The 15,505-nt window shown below is 59.2% G+C and carries 18 protein-coding genes; 9 read left to right on the forward strand and 9 right to left on the reverse strand.

From position 1 onward, the window contains the following. Nucleotides 1–5 precede the first annotated feature (5 nt). A complete protein-coding gene (locus SYNCC9605_RS03740; RefSeq protein WP_011363734.1) occupies nucleotides 6–1,256 on the forward strand; it encodes a site-2 protease family protein in 1,251 nt (416 codons plus the stop codon). Here the strand turns inward: SYNCC9605_RS03740 and SYNCC9605_RS03745 are convergent. Continuing rightward, nucleotides 1,214–1,945 carry a lipoate--protein ligase family protein gene (locus SYNCC9605_RS03745; RefSeq protein WP_257929916.1) on the reverse strand — a complete coding sequence of 244 codons (732 nt, stop codon included), beginning with the start codon at nucleotides 1,943–1,945 and terminating at the stop codon, nucleotides 1,214–1,216. The genes SYNCC9605_RS03740 and SYNCC9605_RS03745 overlap by 43 nt on opposite strands. A 12-nt stretch (nucleotides 1,946–1,957) precedes the next feature. On the opposite strand from SYNCC9605_RS03745, the gene SYNCC9605_RS03750 reads away from it, so the two are divergent. Next, nucleotides 1,958–2,725: a sulfite exporter TauE/SafE family protein gene (locus tag SYNCC9605_RS03750; RefSeq protein ID WP_011363736.1), complete on the forward strand. Its 768-nt coding sequence runs from the start codon at nucleotides 1,958–1,960 to the stop codon at nucleotides 2,723–2,725. A 9-nt stretch (nucleotides 2,726–2,734) separates the two neighbouring features. Here the strand turns inward: SYNCC9605_RS03750 and SYNCC9605_RS03755 are convergent, their stop codons facing one another. Next, nucleotides 2,735–3,205 (reverse strand): CRR6 family NdhI maturation factor, encoded by a 471-nt coding sequence (locus SYNCC9605_RS03755; RefSeq protein ID WP_011363737.1) that lies wholly within the window; start codon nucleotides 3,203–3,205, stop codon nucleotides 2,735–2,737. 83 nt (nucleotides 3,206–3,288) lie between these two features. On the opposite strand from SYNCC9605_RS03755, the gene psaM reads away from it, so the two are divergent. From psaM to SYNCC9605_RS03770, 3 genes are all read left to right on the forward strand, one after another. Continuing rightward, complete coding sequence (gene psaM, locus SYNCC9605_RS03760; RefSeq protein WP_025362433.1) at nucleotides 3,289–3,393, forward strand: photosystem I reaction center subunit XII; 105 nt, start codon at nucleotides 3,289–3,291, stop codon at nucleotides 3,391–3,393. 139 nt (nucleotides 3,394–3,532) lie between these two features. Then, nucleotides 3,533–3,835 (forward strand): hypothetical protein, encoded by a 303-nt coding sequence (locus tag SYNCC9605_RS03765; RefSeq protein ID WP_011363738.1) that lies wholly within the window; start codon nucleotides 3,533–3,535, stop codon nucleotides 3,833–3,835. Between the two features lie 69 nt (nucleotides 3,836–3,904). Then, on the forward strand, nucleotides 3,905–4,855 hold the full coding sequence (locus SYNCC9605_RS03770) for a protochlorophyllide reductase (RefSeq protein ID WP_011363739.1): 951 nt from the start codon (nucleotides 3,905–3,907) through the stop codon (nucleotides 4,853–4,855). 62 nt (nucleotides 4,856–4,917) lie between these two features. Here SYNCC9605_RS03770 and bchL read toward each other — a convergent pair whose 3' ends face one another. Further along, nucleotides 4,918–5,808, reverse strand: coding sequence for a ferredoxin:protochlorophyllide reductase (ATP-dependent) iron-sulfur ATP-binding protein (gene bchL, locus SYNCC9605_RS03775; protein WP_011363740.1), 891 nt, complete (start codon nucleotides 5,806–5,808; stop codon nucleotides 4,918–4,920). 337 nt (nucleotides 5,809–6,145) lie between these two features. On the opposite strand from bchL, the gene SYNCC9605_RS03780 reads away from it, so the two are divergent. Further along, nucleotides 6,146–6,616, forward strand: a complete 471-nt coding sequence (locus SYNCC9605_RS03780; RefSeq protein ID WP_198002471.1) for an FAD-dependent oxidoreductase — start codon at nucleotides 6,146–6,148, stop codon at nucleotides 6,614–6,616. 31 nt (nucleotides 6,617–6,647) lie between these two features. Then, nucleotides 6,648–7,565, forward strand: a complete 918-nt coding sequence (locus SYNCC9605_RS03785) for a flavin monoamine oxidase family protein (protein ID WP_156782972.1) — start codon at nucleotides 6,648–6,650, stop codon at nucleotides 7,563–7,565. A gap of 25 nt (nucleotides 7,566–7,590) precedes the next feature. Here SYNCC9605_RS03785 and SYNCC9605_RS03790 read toward each other — a convergent pair whose 3' ends face one another. The 5 genes from SYNCC9605_RS03790 to SYNCC9605_RS03810 form a co-directional block, all read right to left on the reverse strand. Next, nucleotides 7,591–7,995, reverse strand: coding sequence for an NAD(P)H-dependent oxidoreductase (locus SYNCC9605_RS03790; protein WP_257929918.1), 405 nt, complete (start codon nucleotides 7,993–7,995; stop codon nucleotides 7,591–7,593). 275 nt (nucleotides 7,996–8,270) lie between these two features. Then, on the reverse strand, nucleotides 8,271–9,629 hold the full coding sequence (locus SYNCC9605_RS03795; RefSeq protein WP_257930003.1) for a flavin monoamine oxidase family protein: 1,359 nt from the start codon (nucleotides 9,627–9,629) through the stop codon (nucleotides 8,271–8,273). A 344-nt stretch (nucleotides 9,630–9,973) separates the two neighbouring features. Further along, on the reverse strand, nucleotides 9,974–11,548 hold the full coding sequence (locus tag SYNCC9605_RS03800; protein WP_011363742.1) for a ferredoxin:protochlorophyllide reductase (ATP-dependent) subunit B: 1,575 nt from the start codon (nucleotides 11,546–11,548) through the stop codon (nucleotides 9,974–9,976). A 4-nt stretch (nucleotides 11,549–11,552) separates the two neighbouring features. Then, nucleotides 11,553–12,830, reverse strand: a complete 1,278-nt coding sequence (locus tag SYNCC9605_RS03805; RefSeq protein WP_011363743.1) for a ferredoxin:protochlorophyllide reductase (ATP-dependent) subunit N — start codon at nucleotides 12,828–12,830, stop codon at nucleotides 11,553–11,555. 113 nt (nucleotides 12,831–12,943) lie between these two features. Further along, on the reverse strand, nucleotides 12,944–13,321 hold the full coding sequence (locus SYNCC9605_RS03810; RefSeq protein ID WP_011363744.1) for a hypothetical protein: 378 nt from the start codon (nucleotides 13,319–13,321) through the stop codon (nucleotides 12,944–12,946). A 118-nt stretch (nucleotides 13,322–13,439) separates the two neighbouring features. Between SYNCC9605_RS03810 and SYNCC9605_RS03815 the strand changes: the two genes are divergently transcribed. Then, nucleotides 13,440–14,225 (forward strand): BMC domain-containing protein, encoded by a 786-nt coding sequence (locus tag SYNCC9605_RS03815; protein WP_011363745.1) that lies wholly within the window; start codon nucleotides 13,440–13,442, stop codon nucleotides 14,223–14,225. A 19-nt stretch (nucleotides 14,226–14,244) separates the two neighbouring features. On the opposite strand, the gene SYNCC9605_RS03820 is transcribed toward SYNCC9605_RS03815, so the two are convergent. Then, on the reverse strand, nucleotides 14,245–14,850 hold the full coding sequence (locus tag SYNCC9605_RS03820) for a non-canonical purine NTP pyrophosphatase (RefSeq protein ID WP_011363746.1): 606 nt from the start codon (nucleotides 14,848–14,850) through the stop codon (nucleotides 14,245–14,247). Between the two features lie 329 nt (nucleotides 14,851–15,179). Between SYNCC9605_RS03820 and SYNCC9605_RS03825 the strand changes: the two genes are divergently transcribed. Next, nucleotides 15,180–15,491 (forward strand): BMC domain-containing protein, encoded by a 312-nt coding sequence (locus SYNCC9605_RS03825; RefSeq protein ID WP_006169870.1) that lies wholly within the window; start codon nucleotides 15,180–15,182, stop codon nucleotides 15,489–15,491. Nucleotides 15,492–15,505: the final 14 nt, after the last annotated feature.

Below are 15,505 nucleotides of genomic sequence, written 5' to 3' on the forward strand. Positions count from 1 at the left end.
TGGCGGTGGGAGAGGGCTGGCAGGTGCTCAAGATTGGCGGAATTCCCCTGCGGCTCCAGCCCAGCTGGTTGTTTGCCGTGGCGATCTTCACCACGTTGTTTCAATCCCGCTACGCGACCACGGCCCCGGTAACGGTGAGTTGGGGGCTGGGATTGCTGACCACCTTGTTGCTGTTCAGCTCCGTGCTCCTGCATGAATTGGGCCATGCCCTCATGGCTCTGCGGGAAGGGGTGAAGGTGTTGAGCATCACCCTGTTTCATCTAGGCGGCATCGCGCGGGTGGAGAAGGAATGCCCCACCGCCATGGGCAATCTGCGCATTGCTGCTGCTGGCCCGATCGTGAGTTTGGTGCTCGCCTTCGGGATGTTGGCAGGGGCTGCAGCGCTGTCGGACACCCAGCCCTTGGCCACACAGTTGTTGAGCCAGGTGGGTTTGCTGAACTTGATGCTCGGCTTGTTCAATCTCTTGCCAGGACTGCCCCTCGATGGCGGGCTGATCCTCAAGGCCTTGGTCTGGCAGCTGAGTGGCAGTCAGCAGAAAGGCGTTCAGGTGGCATCGGCGTCCGGACGGGCTTTGTCGATGCTGATGATCCTGTTGGGCGGTGTCCTGCTCTGGCAGGGCTGGGGGCTCAACGGCCTCCTGCTGATGTTGATCGGTTGGTTCGGCTTGAGTGCCAACCGCAATCAGACCCAGATGCTGCAGTTGCAGACGGTGCTGCGGGAGTTGAAGGTGGAGGCTGCGGCAGGCAAATGTTTCCGCGTGCTGGAGGCTGATCAGACCTTGCGGCGCCTCAGCCAGCTGCGGCTGACGGCCAGCGAGGCGGAGGGGCCTGCTGATTGGGTGCTCGTCTGCAAGAGCGGCCGTTGGGTGGGTTGGATTGACGATCAGCCCTTGAAAGTCCTGCCGGTGCAGCAATGGGATCAACAGCGTCTCGAGGATCATCTGCGGCCCCTCACTGAACTGCCGTCCATCACCAGTTCGGCCTCACTTGTGGATGCGGTGCCGGCCCTGGAGACGGCCTCCCAGGGACGCCTGTTGGTGGTGAGTGCTGCGGGCCTTCCCTCAGGCACCCTTGATCGCATGGATGTGGGCGATGCAGTGCTGAAGCGGCTCGGGGTGACCCTGCCCCCCGCAATCCTCAACGAGGCGCGCAAGCGCAATAGTTATCCCCTGGGTTTGACGATGCTTCCTCAGATGGTGCAGACGATGCAGGCTCAGAGCGCAGAGCCGGACGCCAGCTCGACCTCCAATTCTTGAGCTTCCTCAGCCTTCAGGGGCTGCATCTGCCATGGGCAATGGCTCCAGGCCCGAACCAGGCTCTGGCGCAGTCGCTGATCCAGCTCCAGCCGGTTGATCCGGGCTGGAGCCGCTGCTGGAGCCGCTTCCTCAAACACCTCCTCCCAGAGCTCAGCAGGGGGATCCAGCACAATTTCACCGTGTTGAAGCAGGCGACCGTTCTGCCAGCGCTGGGCGCTACCGACCCGTTTGACGCCGCACGGATCCACCAGGTCGGCCACCGTTGCCGTGGCGAAACAGTTGTTGGCCTCGGCACCAGCAGGGTCCGACCCGAAGCGCAGCGCTGACCCGAGATCCTCGAAGCCATCGATCAACCACTGACAGGCCTGGCGGTAGGCCTCCTGGCGTCGCCGGGGTGCATCCGGCCAGATCAAGGCGTAGGTGAGACCGCCGGCATGGAGCACGGCCCGGCCTCCGCTGGGGCGTCGCACCAGGTTGATGCGACCGCGGCGGGCCAACTCATTCCAGTGCTTAGGCCAGTGGCGTTGATGGCGTCCCAGGGAGAGCCAGGGCCCATCCCACCGATAAAAACGCAGAACCGGACCGTTGCTTCGCTTCAGAAGCCAGGCATCCAAAGCCATCTGGGTGTGTCCATCCGCTTGCTGGGTGGGGAGCAAACGCCCGGTTGCGGGCATGCTGGAGGAAAGCATCGATCGCGCGACATGGTGCCTTGGTGGGATGTGCCCATCCTGATCGCCCTGGGCCTGCTGGCGGGGGGCTTGGCCGGGCTGTTGGGGATCGGCGGTGGCTTGATCTTTGCCCCGCTCCTGCTCTGGCTTGATCTCCCGCCCCATCAGGCCCTGGCCACCAGCAGTTTCGCCATTGTGCCCACGGCTTTGGCGGGCACCATCACCCATCTGCGCCAGGGGCGGCTGCCGACGCGGCCAGGTCTCGCCATCGGTTTGGCAGCCTTTGGCTCGGCACTGTTGTTCGGTGGTTTGGCCGGTTTGGCAGCGGGCTGGATTCTGCTGGCGATGCAGACGCTGATGTACATCGTGCTGGCGTTCTGCGTTCGCGAAGGGTCCGAGGCGGATGCCAATGATGACGTTGATGACAGCAGCGCACCGCAGTTGGCAGGTGTGGGCTGCATCGCCGGCTGGACCGCTGGGATGTTGGGCCTGGGCGGGGGGCTTGTGATGGTGCCCCTGATGAGCGGTCCAATGTCTGTGCCGATTCATCAGGCCGTGCGGCTCAGCACGGTGGCGGTGCTTTGCTCGGCCAGTGCAGCATCCCTCCAGTTCCTGCATGAAGGACGCGGCGTCCCTCTGATGGGCCTGCTGCTGGGAGCGGTGGCGGCGATCGCTGCGCAGTGGACGGCCAGCCGTCTCGATCAGTTTGATGCGGCCCTACTGGTGCGCTGTCTGAGGTGGCTAGCCATCATCCTGGCGATCGACAGCTCCAGGCGGGCCCTGCAACTTTGGCTGAGCTGACTGGTCAGCTCAATTCAACAGACTCCAAAATCCCTCATCCAGCTCGTAGCCCAAGGCTGCGGCCATCTGTGAGAGGTTCCCCCGCATCGGGCGTCCGAGCTCTCGCTGGCAGAGGTCGTCCAACACCATCAATCGATGCGTCACCCACAGCTCCAGGGCTTCCGGGTCAAAACGCAGGCCTTCGCTGCGGCTGAAACTGTGGGGCACCACCAGGGCCACATGGCGAATCAGGCTGCCCTGATCGCGCTCAAGCAACAGCGGCAGCCAGGGGTAGCGCGCATCGGCCCGCAGGGCCCAGAGCCGAGGCTCGGGGCATTCCGGCAGTTCGCGCGGGTCATCCTGCGCCCGCGGCCAGTCGAAACGAAGCTCAAGCACCGGCCCCTGGCCGAGCAGTACATCCAGCGGCTGAGTGCTCCAGATCTCCAGCGGCCGTAGATCCAAGGCGCGGATGGCAAGGGCATCGATCAGAACCGGATCCATGGGCTGGTGTGACAGGCCTTTGCGAATGATGGCCTGCAGCCCTTCCCTCAGAGAAGATTAGGACCGTTTGATGCATGGCTCCCATGGAAACCGTTCTTTCTGCACCTGAGGTGTTCATTGCCCTCGTGGTGGCTGCCCATGCCGCTGTTCTGGCCCTGCGTCTCTCCATCAGCCTTTACGAGGCCTGATTTCAAAAGACGCCCAGATCAACGGGCATAGAGCTGGTCTTGGCACTGCTAACGGATTGCGTTACAAGCGGATGTTCGTGCTGATGCGGTGACTGCCAGTCAGGTTCAAAGATCAGCTCCCCGCACCGATGCAGCCAGCATGGCTGCGGCCATTCAGCGGCAGACCGACCAACAGGAACTGCAGTGCAGCCTTCTCGCCTTGGCGGCCAAGTCGGGGCTTGTTCTGTTGGGTGCTGTGAGCTTGATCCGTCTGTCGGTGGCCTATCAGGAACGCATGGATCGCCACAGTGAAATCGCTGCGGTCGTGTCGATTGAGTCTGCAAAATTGGAAACGCTGCAACAACGCTTCGATCGTCTGTTCAGCATCGGTGGAGAGAAGCGTCTGATCAGCGAGCAGGATCAGTGGATCGCCCCCAATCGTCTGCGCGTGATCTGGCGCTGAGATTCGTGACCAGCGGCGTTGGGATTGAGTGCTGACCGGCAGACTGGCAGCCTTCCTGGCCTTGTCTTGATGTCCACGCCCGGCACCGTTCTGATCACCGGCACCACCTCCGGTGTGGGCCTGAATGCCACTTGCGCCTTGGTGAAGCGGGGTTGGACGGTGATCACGGCGAACCGCAGCCCGCAGCGTGCCGCGGCGGCGGCGGATGAGCTGGATCTCCCGAAAGACCGGCTCAAGCACGTGTTGATGGATCTGGGTGATCTCGACAGTGTGCGCAGGGCGGTGGATGCCCTGCCCGAGCGATTGGATGCCGTGGTCTGCAATGCAGCCGTGTACAAGCCGAAGCTGAAGCAGCCGGAGCGTTCGCCCCAGGGCTACGAAATCTCAATGGCCACCAACCACTTCGGCCATTTCCTGCTGGTGCAGCTGCTCTTGGGTCGGCTCAAGGCTTCCACTCACCCCTCCAAGCGGGTGGTGATCCTGGGCACCGTGACGGCGAACTCCAAGGAGCTGGGGGGCAAGATTCCGATCCCTGCGCCGGCAGATCTGGGGGACCTCTCAGGTTTTGAGGCCGGGTTCAAAGACCCCGTCGCCATGGCCAGTGGCAAGCCGTTCAAGCCCGGCAAGGCTTACAAAGACAGCAAGCTCTGCAACATGATCACCACCCAGGAGCTGCATCGCCGCCTGCATGGGGACACAGGGATCACCTTCACGTCGCTCTATCCGGGCTGTGTGGCGGACACCCCGTTGTTCCGCAACACCCCCAAGGCCTTCCAGACGATCTTCCCCTGGTTTCAAAAAAACATCACCGGCGGCTATGTCTCCCAGTCCTTGGCCGGAGAACGGGTGGCTGATGTGGTGGCCCATCCCGACTTCGCTGAATCCGGTGTGCACTGGAGCTGGGGCAACCGCCAGAAGAAGGACGGTGAGCAGTTCAGCCAGGAACTGTCCGACAAGGCCACGGATCCGGAGACGGCCCGGCGGGTGTGGGAGCTGTCGATGAAGCTGGTTGGCGCTTGAGCTGAGCTCTTACGACAAAGCCCCGGTTGCAGAGGCCGGGGCTTTGTCGATCAAGTCGAGGGTTAATCGAATCCCAATAGGTCGAAGATTTCCCTGTCTTTGAGGGAGGTCGCCTCAAGGGGCTCCACCTTGTCGAGCATGTTCTGGGCCAGCCGCAGATATTCGTTCTGCACTGCTTGCACGGCCTCATCGGCATCATCCATTTCAAAGATGGTGCATTTCTTCAGTCGGGAACGCCGGATGGCATCAACATCCCTGAAGTGAGCCATGGTGCGCAGGCCGGTGCGTTCGTTGAACTTGTCGATCTGATCGGTGTCCGCCGATCGGTTCGCCACAACGCCGCCAAGCCGCACCTTGTAGTTCTTGGCTTTGGCTTGAATCGCCTGAACGATGCGATTCATCGCGAAGATCGAATCGAAATCGTTGGCCGTCACAATCAGGCAATAGTTGGCGTGCTGCAGCGGGGCGGCGAAACCACCACACACCACATCGCCGAGCACATCGAAGATCACCACGTCGGTGTCTTCCAAGAGATGGTGTTCCTTGAGCAGCTTCACGGTCTGCCCAGTCACATAACCGCCGCAGCCCGTGCCCGCCGGTGGGCCGCCGCTTTCAACGCACTGCACCCCGTTGAAGCCGGTGAAGACGAAATCCTCAGGCCTCAGCTCTTCGCTGTGGAAGTCCACCTCCTCGAGGATGTCGATCACGGTCGGCACCATCTTGTGGGTGAGGGTGAAGGTGCTGTCGTGCTTGGGATCACAGCCGATCTGAAGCACCCGCTTGCCCAGCTTCGAGAAGGCGGCTGACAGGTTTGAGGAGGTGGTGGATTTGCCGATCCCGCCTTTGCCGTAGACCGCGATTACCAGGGTTTCTTCCTGGATGTTCAGTGCCGGGTCCTGGTGGACCTGCACGCTGCCTTCACCGTCCGCCGGTCGCGTCAAGATTGTGGTCATGCAGCGACCTGTGCGAGAGAAGTCTGTTTCATTCAACAGCAGCAGATGTGCAGTGGTTGCTTTTCACCAAGAAATGAAAGATCTGGTTTCTGACTGAGCTTGAAAACCAGAATTTCTTTCAATTAAATAAAAAGAAATGAGTGCAAATGCTCAGGCTTTTGCTGCAGAGAACTGGCATGCACGCATGGATCGTGTTTTTATTTTCCATTTCTTGTAGTGATCTGCAGCGCCTGCTACAGGCAGATGGGTCCTGCTGTTTAGGGTTGAGATCCGTTTTTGCGCTGTCATGGGGTTGTCGCGTCGGTCTCTCCTCGCAGGGACTGGAGGGCTCCCAGGCTTGGTTGCATTAGGGCGTGATGCCTCAAGCAAGAGCCAAGTCTCCGCTGCTTCTGTGGATGTGGTTGTGATCGGTGCAGGATTGTCTGGTCTGATCGCAGCCCGCGAACTGGTGAAAAAGGGAAAAACAGTGGCATTGCTTGAAGCCAAAAGCGCCATTGGCGGACGGATGGTCAATAAAAAAGTTGCTGGAGACGGCGTGATTGATCTAGGCGGTCAGTGGGGAGGGAAAACCCATTATCGCTTTGAAGCCCTTTCGGATGAATTGAATCCGAAGCGTTACCCTTCTTATTACGATGGGAAGGGTGTTTTCGTTTGGAATGGCAAGCCCTACACAACCGAACTGGTTGCTGATTTTCATCGAGCCATAGGTTTTTCGAATCCAGATGATATAGATCTGCCTGAGCAAGAAAAGGAAGCTGCACGAAGCTCTGGAAAGAACTATTTGACATATCAAAACCATATCAGCTGAACATCCTTGGACTTCGCCGAATGCTGAGGTCTTGGATGCAACTCCTGTTTCTCAGTGGCTAGCAGAACGCAATGCCTCGCCTTTGGCTCAATGGATGTTTGGCTGGATCTGTCGAGGGGGTGGCGCTCAAGTTTTTGAACCCTATGAATCCTCGATGCTTCATTTGGCTTGGACCATGGCGGTAGCCCCACCGAGTGAAACCCCTGAAGATTGGTTGCTCTACAAAGGTGCTGGCGAAGTTGCAAAAGTCATCGCCAATGAACTGGGGATTCGGGTTTTGCTGGATTCTCCCGTGTCAAAAATTGATCAAGATTCGAGTGGTGTAACAGTCACTTACGGAGACTGTAAGAAGATCAAGGCTCTCGGTGCTGTCGTTGCGATACCACCTCCGTTGCGGCTGAATATTCAATTCAACCCACCACTTCCTTCCCGTTTTGTGCAATTGACGCAGCGCACCCCCATGCCGTCGAAGTGGAAGGTGCTGGCTGTTTATCCCACAGCCTTTTGGCGAGATCAAGGTTTCTGCGCGGCTGGCTCAGGAAATTTGGATGTTCTTGAACAGACTGCAGATGCCTGTCCGCCTCGGGGCAAACCTGGTATTATGGCCAGTTTTGTTTCGGGCAACAAAATCGGCAGTTTCAGCCAACTAAGTGAACAAGAGCAAAGGGCACTTGTCTTGAAAGACCTCGTCACCTTTTGGGGGCCCCAGGCCAGTAAGCCCATCGAATTGGTGATTGTTCCGTGGACCGACGATCCCTGGCTTCAAGGTGGCTACGGTCTCACGCGCAGCACCGGATCGTGGACTGCATTCGGACCAAGCTGGCAGGACGATCACGGCAAGGTGTTTTGGGCCGGTACAGAACAATCAACCCGTTCGCCTGGTTACTTCGAGGGTGCGATCGAGGCAGGACTTGCTGCGGTGCAGCGCCTGAATGCTGCTCTGACATGATCTGAAGTGTCGGTGTTGCTCAGGCTCATTGGCGTCGAATGATGTACTTGTTGATGTGGTCTGCGAACCTTGCAAAGTCAGCATCAATATTTGGATTTACAATGACATCATGCATTGAGAATGTAGGTAGCTGTTTCATGGCAAGATATCTGTAGTTCACGTGCATTGGGAAAAACAAATCGTCAACACTTTTGCCCTGCATTAAATATTCATTTGGATCATCGAAGGCCCCTTCGGGAGCGTCAAAGGTCAAAGAGAACATGTATTTTTTGTCTATTAGGCCATCTTTGGTGCCGTAATTCTTTTCCGGTGCCTGGCGTGATCGCCCGGTTCCAAGCCAGAGCTTTCCATGGCCTGGATTTGTATAGATCTGGTCGATGTATTTTTTGAAGCTCCATGGAAAGCTCATCAAATTCACCGCTGATTGCACAACAGATAGTCACACCAGAGATGATTGTTGACTTCCGTTTCAATATCCCAGGGTTGAGCGGTCCAGGTTTGTTTGACTTTGAATCCTTTGCTCAGGAATTGGCTTGCTGCGATTTCAAAGAGAGATTGGTTTAATTTGCCCAGGGAATAAGTGCCGAATTCTGTTTCGTGAGCATTGATCATGAAAATCTTTGTCATTGCTTTTTCTGGCTTTTTTTAAGGGAAGAATGATTCAAACTTGCGCAACATCTTCAGCTTGATTCCTGTTATGCAGGGTCATGTTTGTGATATCGCTTTGTTCGATGCTTGAATGCCGGCCTCAATGGCGCCTTCGAAGTACCCGGGCCAGCGGCTGGACGCCTCGGTGCCTGCCCAATGAACGCGTCCATGAGATTGTTGCCAGCCCTGGCCGTAAGTTGTCCAGCCACCAGGCGTGACAAAACTGGTGAAGGCTCCAGTAGACCAAGCTTCTTGGTTCCAGTTCTGAATGATTAGTTCTTCGGGTGCACCTGCCTCAGGGCCCCAATACGCCATCAGATCATCCAGGATGGCTTTGCGCTGTTCTTGGCTGTTTTGTTGTTGGAAGCGAACAGCGGCACTTGCGGTAACAAAACTTGCGAGAATCCCAGGAGATCCGCTGGGTAGAGAGCTGTCTGCCGTGAGCTCGAGGGTTTTCAGATTACCAACGCCGAAGCCATTGAGATTTTTTTGTCTCCAAAAAGCGTTCTTGTAAATCGCAAACACCTTGATCATGGATCCCATGGGGCTGCGTTGCAGAAATGAACGTGTTTCAGCCGGTAGATCAGGTGTGAAGGTGATGCGCTGGCGTAGTGGGGGTGGGATGGCCACGATGGCAGTTTTGGCATTGATTGTTTTGCCTTGGCCGAAACTGATGATCACGCCATTGTCGTTCTGCTCAACTGAGTGCACCGGAGCATTCAGGCTGATGAATTGTTTGAGTTCAGCGGTGAGTCGTTCTGCAACCTGGCCAGCTGCACCTTTGAGCAACCAGGACTCTGGAGCCTCATCCTGGGGTGCAACGGATTGCGTCCACGCTAGATGAAGAATGGAGGCATCCCAGGGATCAAAGCCGCCGGAACCTCCAACAACCGAAAGCCATTCGAGTTCGAAATCACTCAGCCTTGAATCACTGTTCTTCTCACACCATGATCGAATGGTAGTGTGATCCAGTTCAGCTGCGTTGGGTGTTGTCCAGGGTCGGGCTGGATCGACTGAGGCAGCGATGGCCCGAAAGGTCTTCAGTGCTTTTTTTGCGTTGGCCACCTGTTCTGCAGGTTGTTGGATCTGATCTGCTTCAAAGAGCAGCACGCTGTTGGAGGGCTTTGTTGCCATGTCGGCCACCACTCTTTGCCCGTCCCAAACCAACACTCCCTGGCCGTCGTAGTAACTGGGGAAGCGTTCAAGACCCAATTCATCCACAAGCTTCTCGAAGCGATGGTGGGTTTCCCCGCCCCATTGCCCGCCTAGGTCAATCACGGCGCCTGTGCATGTTGTCTGGCGAATCATTCGCCCACCCGTTCGGGCTCTGGCTTCGAGAAGATGAACACTCAATCCATTTTTGCGAAGTTGACGAGCGGCTGTCAGACCTGACAAACCCGCTCCAACGACCACCACGTCAACATCAGAAGGTGTTGTTGATTCCGCTGTCGACGCCTTGCTCCCCAAGGTGATGGCGCCAAGCCCAGCGAGTCCCGCTCCGGCAATCAGTTCACGTCGTGAGATCGCCAAAGTGATACGAATACAACTTTTCAAGGTTTAGCTATAGCACCTATTTGCAGCATCAAAGGCTGACTATTTGGTTACACTTGAAAAGGGATTGTACTGAATGACACATCTAATTTTGATCAAGATTTATGGCTAGATTGAGGGTGTTGAAAAGTAGATTGTGGGCTTTTATTGTAGTGTGCTCAGTAATACTAAGTTTCGCGGAATATTGCTTCTGTTTTCTCGAGGTTCCTTCATGCCTTGAAGTGGGCTTTGGCGTCATAGAGCGTTTCGCTGTTGATCACGCGGCAGCCCACATCGCGGGCATAGGCCTCAGTGTTGCGTCGCACCTTTCCCCGTACAAAGAAGGGGATTTTTTTGAGTTCGGCTTCACCATCTGCGGTCCAGTGCAGCGCGTCGTCGCCGTCCGCGGGGATATCGGTTAACGCGGAGTGGTCGGCGGCGCCGGCACCACCGGTATGGCCCAGGTGGCTCTGGTGGCCATCCACGAATTCGAAGTCGTGGCGGAACATGCCGATCAGGTGTTCCTCCAGGCCCATCATCAGCGGGTGCACCCAGTCGTCGAAGATCACGTTTGCCCCTTCCCAGCCCATCTGGGGGCTCATTCGGGCCGGCACGTCCTGCACATGCATGGGTGTGCTGATCACCGCGCAGGGAATTCCCAGCCGCTTGGCGCTGTGGCGCTCCATCTGGGTTCCCAGCACAAGTTCCGGTGCCGCTTTGGCCATGGCCGCTTCCACCGCCAGGTAGTCGTCACTGATCAGGGCCTCCAGGCCCAGGGCTTTGGCGGCAGCCCGAACGGGCCGGGCCATCTCCCGGCTGTACGTGCCCAGCCCCACCACCGTGAAACCCAGCTCCTCGCTGCAGATGCGGGCAGCGGCGAGGGCGTGACTGCCGTCGCCAAAGATGAACACCCGCTTGCCCGTGAGGTAGGTGGAGTCCACGGATTCTGAATACCAGGGCAGGCGTGAGCGCCGGTAGCCCTCGTCGGGGGCGGGGGGCTCCATCCCCAGCATGTCGTGCACTTCCACGAGGAAATCGTGGGTGGCGCCCACTCCAATCGGCACTGTTCGGCTGAAGGGCATGCCGAAATTGCGCTCCAGCCAGCTGCAGCTGGATTCCGCCACCTCCGGATAAAGGCAGACGTTGAGATCGGCATCGGGGATCCGCTTCAGATCCTCCACACCTGCCCCCAGGGGTGCCACCACGCCCACATCGATGCCGTGCAGGGTGAGTAGTTTCTGCACCTCCAGCACGTCGTCCCGGCAGCGGAAGCCCAGCAGGGATGGCCCCAACAGGTTCACCCGGGGCCGTCGCCCCTGGTGTTGCCATGTCATGGGGTCGTGCTGGTTATTGGCTGGCGTTTGCTCCTTCAGCAGGTTGCGCACCATTTGGTAGAAGGTTTCTGCGGCCCCCCAGTTCTCCTTTTTGCTGTAGGCCGGCAGCTCCAGACTCACCACCGGCATGGTGAGCCCCATGCCCTGGGCCAGGGCACCGGGCTGATCCTGAATCAACTCCGCGGTGCAGCTTTCCCCCACCAGCAGGGCATCGGGCTGAAAGCGATCCACCGCTTCACGCACATGCCGTTTCACCAGTTCGGCGGTGTCCCCGCCGAGATCCCTGGCCTGAAAGGTGGTGTAGGTGACGGGCGGACGCTGTCCGCGCCGCTCAATCATTGTGAACAGCAGATCGGCATAGGTGTCCCCCTGGGGGGCATGGAGCACGTAATGAACGCCGCGCATGGAGGCGGCAATGCGCATGGCCCCCACATGGGGTGGCCCTTCATAGGTCCAGAGCGTGAGTTGCATGGGATCAGGCGTGCACGGTTGGGTCGAGGCTGCTTGGGTGCAGGCCGGGTCGAATCAGTTGCCGGCGACGCAACGGCCGCGAAAACAGTTCCGCCAGGTCGCCGGCCTGGTCGATGCCGTGGATCGGGCTGAACACCAGTTCGATCGACCATTTGGTGGCGATGCCTTCGGCCTCCAGCGGATTGGCCAGGCCCATCCCACACACCACCAGGTCGGGCTGGCTAGCGCGAACCCGGTCCAGTTGCTGCTCCACGTGTTGCCCCTCCATCACCGGGACGTCATCGGGGAGCAAATCCAGCTCGGCAGCCATCTGTTCGCGGTTCAGATAAGGCGTTCCCACCTCCACCAGTTGCATGCCGCATTCCCGGTGCAGAAACCGGGCGAGGGGAAGTTCCAGCTGGGATTCGGGAAGCAGGAAGATCCGCTTGCCCTCCAGCACGGCGCGATGGCGGGCCAGGGCGCTCTGGGCCCGCTCCACTAACGGATCGAGCACAGCAGCGACCCGCTCATCAGGCAGATGGAAGGCATCAGCAGCAGCCTCCATCCAGCGGCGACTCCCCTCAGCCCCCAGAGGGAAGGGGGCCGTGAGCACCCTGGCGCCGCGGTCGCCGAGCAGGCGCGCGGTTTCCGTGAGAAAGGGCTGGGTCAGCAGCACCGTGGTTCCTGCTCCCACGGCGGGCAGGTCGGTCGATTGCCGGGGCGGCAGGCTGCGAATCGTCTCGATGCCCATCCGTTGGAACAGGTGCATCTGCCGGTCTTCCACGGCATCAGCAAGGGTTCCCACCAGCAGCAACTGCCGTTCATCGCTGGCGGGGAGTAGGGGCACGAGGGCCGCTAGTGCCCCGTCTTCTCCCTGGGTGAACGTGGTTTCAATGCCGCTGCCGGAGTAGTTCACCACCCGCACCTGGCCGGACAGCTCTTCGTTGAGCCGTTCGGCGGCCCGGGCCAAATCCAGCTTGATCACTTCGCTGGGGCAGGACCCCACCAGAAACAGCGTGCGGATCTCGGGGCGGCGTTGCAGCAGTTCCTTGCAGACTCGGTCGAGTTCGTCGTGGGCATCTGCGAGGCCAGCCAGATCCCGCTCGCTGAGAATGGCTGTGCCGAAACGGGGTTCGGCAAAAATCATCACCCCTGCGGCGCTCTGGATTAGATGGGCGCAGGTGCGTGATCCCACCACAAGAAAAAAGGCATCGGGCATGCGCCGATGCAGCCACACAATCGAGGTAAGGCCGCAGAACACCTCGCGCGGCCCCGACTCCTTCAGCAGCGTTGGCCCGGCCATCGGCCGCTCCCTTGATGATCAACCTCTCCAAGCTGCGAATAAATCCGCTGAGGAGTGGAAAGGTCTCTCAAACTCTTTGGGATCGCTCCGGCCAGGCAGGCCCTGGCTTGAGCTCAAAGGCGGCGGCGGAATCCGTCGTAACGATCGGAACGATCGCTCTCCTCTGCTTTGCTAAGGCGCCATACGTTACGGCTGACCCGGCGGGCGACGAGACCACCGCGCTCCACCCGTTCCGTTCCGGGGCGGGCCCCCAGCAGCACGCTCACCTCCGCTGTGGTGAGGGGAGCACCGGTTTCGATGGCCAACGAGGTAAGTTCCAGCCGTTGACGCAGCTGACGCAGACGCTCACTGTCTGCATTTCCTGATGCCTCCAGCCAGGGCAGATCCACCTGGCCATCCTGCGCAAGCCGTTGCATCAGGCCGAAGCTCACCATCCCAAGGGCTTGATCAGCGTTGAGATCCACTGGCTTCAAAGAAGATTGCTCTGTCATTGCAAGATCTCTAGAGGGGTTCTCCGGAAGTTATCGGCTGTTTTTTAAGGCGCAAGACCGCAGGCTCTAACTCTTTATTGGGCCGTTTCAGCTGAATTCATCCGGTACACTCCCCGCCATGACCCGTTTTGCCAGCTTCGATGCTCGGGAGCGGCGACGCGGCGGTAGTGCTCTCGTCACCGGCACTGAGGTGACCCCCCAGCAGGGGGGGGCGAGCTGTGTTGTGACAACGGATTCTGAGTCGCCCCGGCTGTTGCGGCAAAACAGCCATGTGCAGTCGATCGAACTGCGAACCCACGTGTTCATCGACTCGCTGCAGCCGCAACTTGCGGCTTATATGGGTTCGGTGAGCCAGGGATTTCTGCCCATCCCCGGAGATGCTTGCCTCTGGATGGAGGTGTCACCGGGCATGGCGGTGCACCGGGTGACGGACATCGCACTGAAGGCCAGCAACGTCCGTCTCGGCCAGATGGTGGTGGAGCGGGCGTTCGGTTCGATGGCCCTCTATCACCGCGACCAAAGCACGGTGCTCCATTCCGGAGATGTGGTGCTGGAAGCGATTGGGAGCACCATCGATCAGCGTTCTCCAGCCGATGTGAGCTGGACGGAAGTGATCCGGGCGATCACGCCCGACCATGCTGTGCTGATCAACCGGCAGAACCGACGCGGCTCAATGATCGAAGCCGGGATGAGCATGTTCATCCTGGAGACGGAGCCTGCCGGATACGTGTTGATCGCTGCCAACGAAGCAGAAAAAGCCTCCAACATCACCTTGGTGGACGTGAAAGCGGTGGGTGCTTTCGGACGTCTCACCCTGGCGGGACGGGAAGGTGATGTGGAGGAAGCGGCCGCGGCGGCGATGCGTGCCATCGACCACGTCAACAGCAACGCAAGGCTGCGCTGAGCGCTCAAGCCAGCTCGGATCAGCGCAGGTTCAGCAGATCACGCAACTGTGGTGCCAGAGCACGCGCCGCCTTGCCGCGGCTGCCCAGGCGGCTGAGCTGAGCCGCATTCAGTTCGCCGTAGGTGCAACGGGCTTCCCGCACCCAAAGCAGGGATTCGAATCCGCCGCCGGCGTAGGCCGGGGCACTCAGGAGTTCGCCCCAGCAAATTCCCTCCGCCGCGGCACGACAGCTGCCGGAAGGATCACACAACACCATCGTGCTGCGGAAACAGGCACTGCGATAAGGCGAGCCCACCAGCTCGCTAAGAATACGCTGAACCTTGGCGTCGTTGCCCTCGGCGTAGCGGGCGGAATACAGACCCGGTGCGCCTTGAAGAGCATCTACCTCAAGACCTGAATCGTCAGCCAAGGCCCAGCAGCCAGTACTCAGAGCTGCTGCATTGGCCTTCAGCTCTGCGTTTTCACGATATGTGCTTCCCGTCTCTTCAACGTCCAGATCGGCAGGTTGACGCTGCACGTTCAGAGGAAGTGGTCCCAGCATGGCCTCGATTTCGGCAACCTTGATTGGGTTGCCCGTGGCGATGGTGAGCTGAAGTGCCAAGGAGGGCCAACAAACGGCCTTCATTGTGCGGGCTGGTTGGGGCTAGGGGCTAACAATCTCTGAATTCGACCCAGCGACACCCGTTTGGGTTGAACATTCCACCCCGTAGCAAGGCTTTGGGAAGGTGACGCAACATGAACCTATGGAGCCTCACCACCGTCGACAACGACTTGTGGGGATGTGATCACACGAACCACCACAGCAGACCGGAACAGTGAGGCACAGGGTGATAAGCCGGGCTTATTTAGTTCACTATGGACAGTGATCGAGAAAGTCGTCCAAATCGCTTGACGGGAAGGGTTCTGGCGAAGCAATGTCCCCAGCGAACATTCCACCCTTTCTCCCGGTAGGCAATGGCTAACGAAACCATGGGCATCGCCCTCGGCATGATCGAGACCCGCGGTCTGGTCCCCGCCATCGAGGCAGCTGATGCCATGACCAAGGCTGCTGAAGTGCGCCTGATCGGTCGTGAGTTCGTCGGCGGCGGCTACGTCACCGTTCTGGTTCGCGGCGAAACTGGCGCTGTCAACGCTGCTGTGCGCGCTGGCGCTGACGCTTGCGAGCGCGTCGGTGACGGCCTGGTCGCTGCTCACATCATTGCCCGCCCCCACCGCGAAGTGGAGCCTGCTCTGGGCAACGGCAACTTCCTTGGTCAGAAGGACTGAGATTTTCCGCTGAG

The organism is Synechococcus sp. CC9605 (assembly GCF_000012625.1).
Lineage (GTDB): Bacteria > Cyanobacteriota > Cyanobacteriia > PCC-6307 > Cyanobiaceae > Parasynechococcus.